Source organism: Carboxylicivirga sp. (assembly GCF_982718395.1).
Map to the genome: position 1 here is coordinate 1 of NZ_CEXQWX010000260.1, position 5276 is coordinate 5276.

The 5276-nt window shown below is 39.8% G+C and carries 5 protein-coding genes; all 5 read right to left on the reverse strand.

The features are described 5' to 3' along the window. Nucleotides 1–1141, reverse strand: a 1141-nt coding sequence (locus tag AC4MRQ_RS24775) for a cysteate synthase (RefSeq protein ID WP_491200418.1), incomplete at its 3' end; no start/stop codon positions are given. Between the two features lie 158 nt (nt 1142–1299). After that, entirely contained in the window at nt 1300–1620 is a 321-nt protein-coding gene (locus AC4MRQ_RS24780) for a DsrE/DsrF/TusD sulfur relay family protein (RefSeq protein ID WP_491200419.1), read from the reverse strand. Between the two features lie 32 nt (nt 1621–1652). Then, nucleotides 1653–2795, reverse strand: coding sequence for a cysteine desulfurase family protein (locus tag AC4MRQ_RS24785; RefSeq protein ID WP_491200420.1), 1143 nt, complete (start codon nt 2793–2795; stop codon nt 1653–1655). Nucleotides 2796–2860: 65 nt separating this feature from the next. Beyond that, complete coding sequence (locus tag AC4MRQ_RS24790) at nt 2861–3517, reverse strand: ArsR/SmtB family transcription factor (protein ID WP_491200421.1); 657 nt, start codon at nt 3515–3517, stop codon at nt 2861–2863. 176 nt (nt 3518–3693) lie between these two features. Next, the coding region (locus AC4MRQ_RS24795) for an acyl-CoA dehydrogenase family protein (protein WP_491200422.1) at nt 3694–5276 on the reverse strand (1583 nt) is incomplete at its 5' end.

Here is a 5276-nt window from a genome sequence, read left to right on the forward strand (position 1 = left end):
CAACAACTCCATCTTTAACAGCTTGTATTAATGTGGCTGTAGCAACCGAGGCTGCCGGGTGAATATCATTCCCTTCTGTTTCTTCAAAGATACGTGCAGCTTCTGCAGCTGCTTCATTTGTAGCTGTTAATACATCACCACCCGCTTCTTTCATGGCATCGTACAATCCACCAAATACTGCATAAGGTGGTTTACGATTGGACAGTACCTTGGCGTCAATCTCTTCCACTTGCTTACGTGCTACATCGTCATCCAATGGCAACATCTTACGTGATTGAGCTTTCCAGGCATCATGAATAGGCAGGAAAGGTACATTTTGTGACACCATTAATTTCATAAAATGATTTCCAAAACGTCCGTCTTCTATCAAACGCTTGTTGGCTTCCCAAGCAGCAATAGCACCGGTCCCACTTCCAACAGCCTGGAAATAGTACTTTGGAATCTCCCCTATTGATGTTACTGCCGACAAAGTGGTAGTTCCCATTCCATCGCGACGAGCCACATTCTTTGCACCTCCTTCGGCTACAAAACCATCCAGTTCGCAAGCCATATTTGACAAATGAATAGCATCAAAATAGTCACTCCCCGATTTGGTCACCACCAATTTTACATTGTCCTTTATAGGCTCATCAAACCACATGGCATCGATATTATCTTCAGGCACACACAGCAATAAAGGAATATTATTATCGGAACAAACCCGAGCAAAAGCACGAGCCGTATTTCCTGCTGAGGCTACTACCAGTACAGTACCATCATCCGTCAATAATCTACCACCAACCGAATAAGCTTCTGTTTCTTTAAATGAACAAGTGCGGAAATTGGCTCCCTTCTCGGGCCAGTATCCACTAAATGTTATATATAAATTTGTTAATCCAAGGTATTTGGCTAAACCTTCACTTTTATATGTTACCGGAGCTGATGATCCCTCCAGCATTTTATGGACCGGTAACCAGTCAGCAAAACGAAATACTCCATATGAAGGATCTTTCACATCAATTTGCTTCTTCTCATAGATAGCCCTTACCAAACTACATTCATGTTCATTAGGCGCATCTAGTGTCCACCCCTCATCTTCAAATTGATTTCCGCTCTTAACAGACTCCAGCTTATATGGAGTTGCTTTGAATTCTTTATTCATATTAAAGTAATGTTCTTTGCGCCACAAAAATAGAAGTTTTGTGCGGCTTGAAGAAAGATAAGCTATAAAAACATAGCGGTTTAATAGACTTTAACTATTATACTTTAAATATCAATCGATTATATTCGCAATTCAGAATAGATTCTAATGATCGATATTTAAAAAGTAACAGTTTTATCGGCCCATTCAACCATTTGAAGACAATCAGCCATGGTTGAAACAGGACAAGTTGAAGCATCGTCTAACTGCCTTGACTTTAAACATGTTCCACAAGCCAGCAACTCACCTCCAACCTCTTGGAATAAGTTTAGTTGTTCATCAACATTATATTTTTCATGGGTGAGTCCTTCGCACTCAACAGCTTCTCCCATTAAAAATACCTTTACAGAATGTCCCGTCTTTACTGCAGTTACAGCAAATCGAAAAGCATTCCAGGCTTTTTCAAATTCTTTGGTCTCGATAATTACACCAAGTTTCATTTCAATGTTTTTTATAATCTATGCGATTTGTTTTATTGTCTGAGTTGATATACAGTTTGGGCAATAATAGCAATTGCCCGATCAACCTCATCTTCAGTTGTATCTTTGCCAACCGAAATCCTGATAGTACTTAGGGCTTTACGTTCCTCTACCTGCATTGCCTTTAATACAGGTGAAATATGAACTGTATCCGCATGACATGCAGAACCGGTTGATATCGCCAATGAGAGACTTAAGGATGAGGCCAGCTGATGAGCTTTAATTCCATCTAACGATACACTCAAGGTATTTGGCAAACTATTATCTAATTGGCCATTTATACTGATGGTATCATTCAATTTGGTTCGCAGTCCTTCCCATAGTCGCATTTTCAAATGCATCATATGAGTTGCATTCCTGTTTAAATTTTGTTGAGCGATATAACAGGCCTGTCCAAGCCCAACTATGTAGGGTACATTTTCTGTTCCTGGTCGTATGCCTTTTTCCTGCCCTGCTCCCCACAGTACATTTTTCAGCTGTACTCCACCTTTAATGTAAAGTGCACCGATGCCTTTAGGTGCATAAAGTTTGTGGCCTGCAATGCTTAAAAGGTCAACACTCTGGCTTTTAACATCCGTTTTCACTTTACCAAGTGATTGGGCAGCATCAGTATGAAAGATAATATTGTGTTTTGAGGCAATCGCACCAATTTCTTCTATCGGCTGAATGGTACCCACTTCATTATTAGCATGCATAATAGTCACCAAAACGGTATCCGGCCGTATTGCTTTTTCAACTTCACTCATCTCCACCCTGCCATATTTATTTACAGGTACATATGTCACTTCCCATCCTTGCATCTCAAGGTATTGACATACATTTATTACCGCCGGATGCTCTATTGCTGATGTAATGATATGCTTGCCCTTGTTTTCATTAGCCAGTGCAGTACCGATAATGGCCATGTTATTAGCTTCAGTACCTCCACTTGTAAAGACAACCTCACCTGCCGCCGCATTTATTAATTCAGCCACTTGAACGCGTGCTTTCTCAATGGCCTGTTTTGCTTCAACACCTATTGAATAAATACTTGAAGGGTTTCCAAAATTGCCTTTAAGATATGGTAGCATAGCTCTTAAAACTTCACTATCTATGGGGGTGGTTGCATTGTAATCGAGATAAATTAAATCTTGCATGTGTATAGGTTTTCTTTCAATTACCGTATATCAGCCTGAAATCAGAGTGGGATTTCACTGATAATTTATTGACTTTTTAATTGTTCCAGCTTCCATTCCGGATATCCTTTATCAAGGCGACGGACCGAATAACCAGCTTCTTGTAATATACGAACTGCCTGATCTGCTAATACGCAAAACGGCCCACGGCAATACGCCACAATTTCTTTACTCTTCGAAAGTTCTTTTAATCGGGCTACAATATCTTCAACAGGCATTGAAACCGCACCAGTTATATGGTCTTGTTTATATTCTGCTTCAGGTCTTACATCTAAAAGCACAATATTATCCTGGTTCAGCATGTAGTCTAATTCAGTTAAACTTACCGCATCTGCAGAATTAGAATCCTGACGCTGACGTAGCAGATTCCTTTCCAGATCAGCTATTTCATTCGTTCCATAAGTGGTTATATGTTGATACAAAGAAAGAAATTGATTATTGGCAATTGAGTAATATACATATCTCCCATTTTTGCGACTCTTAACAATATTATTGCTTTTTAGTACCTGCAAATGTTGTGATGCATTAGCAACAGTCATATTCGTTAAATTAACAATACTCTCAACGGTATTCTCACCCTGACTTAAAATCTCCAATATCTCCAGTCGTAGTGGATTAGCCAATGCTTTTAACAAACGAGATAAGCCCTCAAACATTGAGTTCTTAAAATTATCTTTTCCCATTCTTATCGCTTAAATAATGCAACAAATATACTAATCATTTCATTATTCAATAGATTTATTGAATATTAAATATACGCATATGTTCCTGATTGATTAAGCATATTTCTAAAATCGTATAATAAAAAAACGGCTGTTCCCAAAGGAACAACCGTTTATTCTAATTATCTATAATATTATTAAGCTTCCGCTAAATCAGGCTTATAGAATCCTAAGTCATCAATTGATGAATTAAAGATGAATCCAGCTTTTGCATGATTATCTGCTTTACCGCGTGCAATAAAGATCTCTGCTGAAGTCTTGAATTGATCATTACGTTGAGTATCATGCAACAACAGGTAACCCATTACAATGTTACCAGCCATTTCCACCATGCGGCGTGCTTGGTAATCTACATACTCAAGGTCTTTAACACCTACAACAGTCTTAACAACACGTTCGTACTCGTCAGTCATACCGATTAATGTACGACGAAGTGCATGTAATTCAGGCTTCAATTCCATCACTTCAAACTCACGTATACGATCAAGGTAACCACCTGTTGTAACTCCACGAATAGCTGCAACAACCTGCAACTGAGTTGTACCCTCGTAAATAGAAGTAATACGAGCATCACGATAAATACGCTCAACCGGATAATCCTTCATAAAACCTGAACCACCGTGAATCTGTACCGCATCGTAAGCCAACTGGTTACTATACTCCGAAGTCATACCTTTCAATAGTGGCGTGAAGAAATCAGCCAATTTCTGGTAACGCTTCATTTCTTTGCGCTCTTCAGGCTCAAGCTTACGCTCTTCCGAAATATGCATATATGTTTTGTAGATATCTACGTAACGCGATGTTTCGTACAATAAAGTACGACCGGCATCTAATTTAGCCTTCATCGTCGCCAACATCTCATATACAGCCGGGAACTGGATAATAGGCTTACCAAACTGCTCACGCTCCTTGGCATACTCCAATGCTTCGCGATAAGCCGATTCACAAACTCCTACTGACTGAGCACCAATACCCAAACGTGCACCGTTCATTAATGCCATTACGTACTTGATCAATCCCATTTTACGGTTACCAACCAATTCAGCAGGCGCATCTTTGAATACCAATTCACAAGTTGGTGAACCTTTGATACCCATCTTGTTCTCTAAACGACGTACAATAACAGACTTGTGGTTGCGGTCGTAAATAAACATCGACAGACCACGTCCGTCCTGTGTTCCTTCTTCTGAGCGAGCTAACACCAATGCAATATGTCCATCTCCATTGGTAATAAAACGCTTAACTCCGTTTAATACCCACTTACCGTCTTTTAATTCAGCTTTTAACTGAACAGCCTGAAGATCAGAACCTGCATCCGGCTCAGTCAAGTCCATCGCCATTGTTTCACCATGCGAAACGCGTGTTAAGAAACGCTCTTTCTGGTCTTCATCAGCGAATTCGTTGATTGTTTCTGCACAATCTTGTAATCCCCAAATGTTAACAAAACCAGCATCGGCACGTGATACAATATCAGCTGCCATGATATAAGGTACAATTGGGAAGTTCAAACCATCGTACTTACGTGGTAAAGTGATTCCCATTAATCCGGCTTTAACCAAAGCATCCAGGTTTTCCTGTGTACCTTTGGCATAAACCACTTCATTATTTACAATCTTTGGACCTTCCTGATCCACACTTTCTGCATTTGGAGCGACGATGTCACCACAAATCTCCCCTACAATCTCCAATACTTTTTCGTAGCTATCCATGGCATCTTCAA

Coding starts and splice junctions, on each gene's coding strand:
- AC4MRQ_RS24785 (WP_491200420.1), bottom strand. CDS start 2,795: ATGCAAGATTTAATTTATCTCGATTACAATGCAACCACCCCCATAGAT.
- AC4MRQ_RS24780 (WP_491200419.1), bottom strand. CDS start 1,620: ATGAAACTTGGTGTAATTATCGAGACCAAAGAATTTGAAAAAGCCTGG.
- AC4MRQ_RS24790 (WP_491200421.1), bottom strand. CDS start 3,517: ATGGGAAAAGATAATTTTAAGAACTCAATGTTTGAGGGCTTATCTCGT.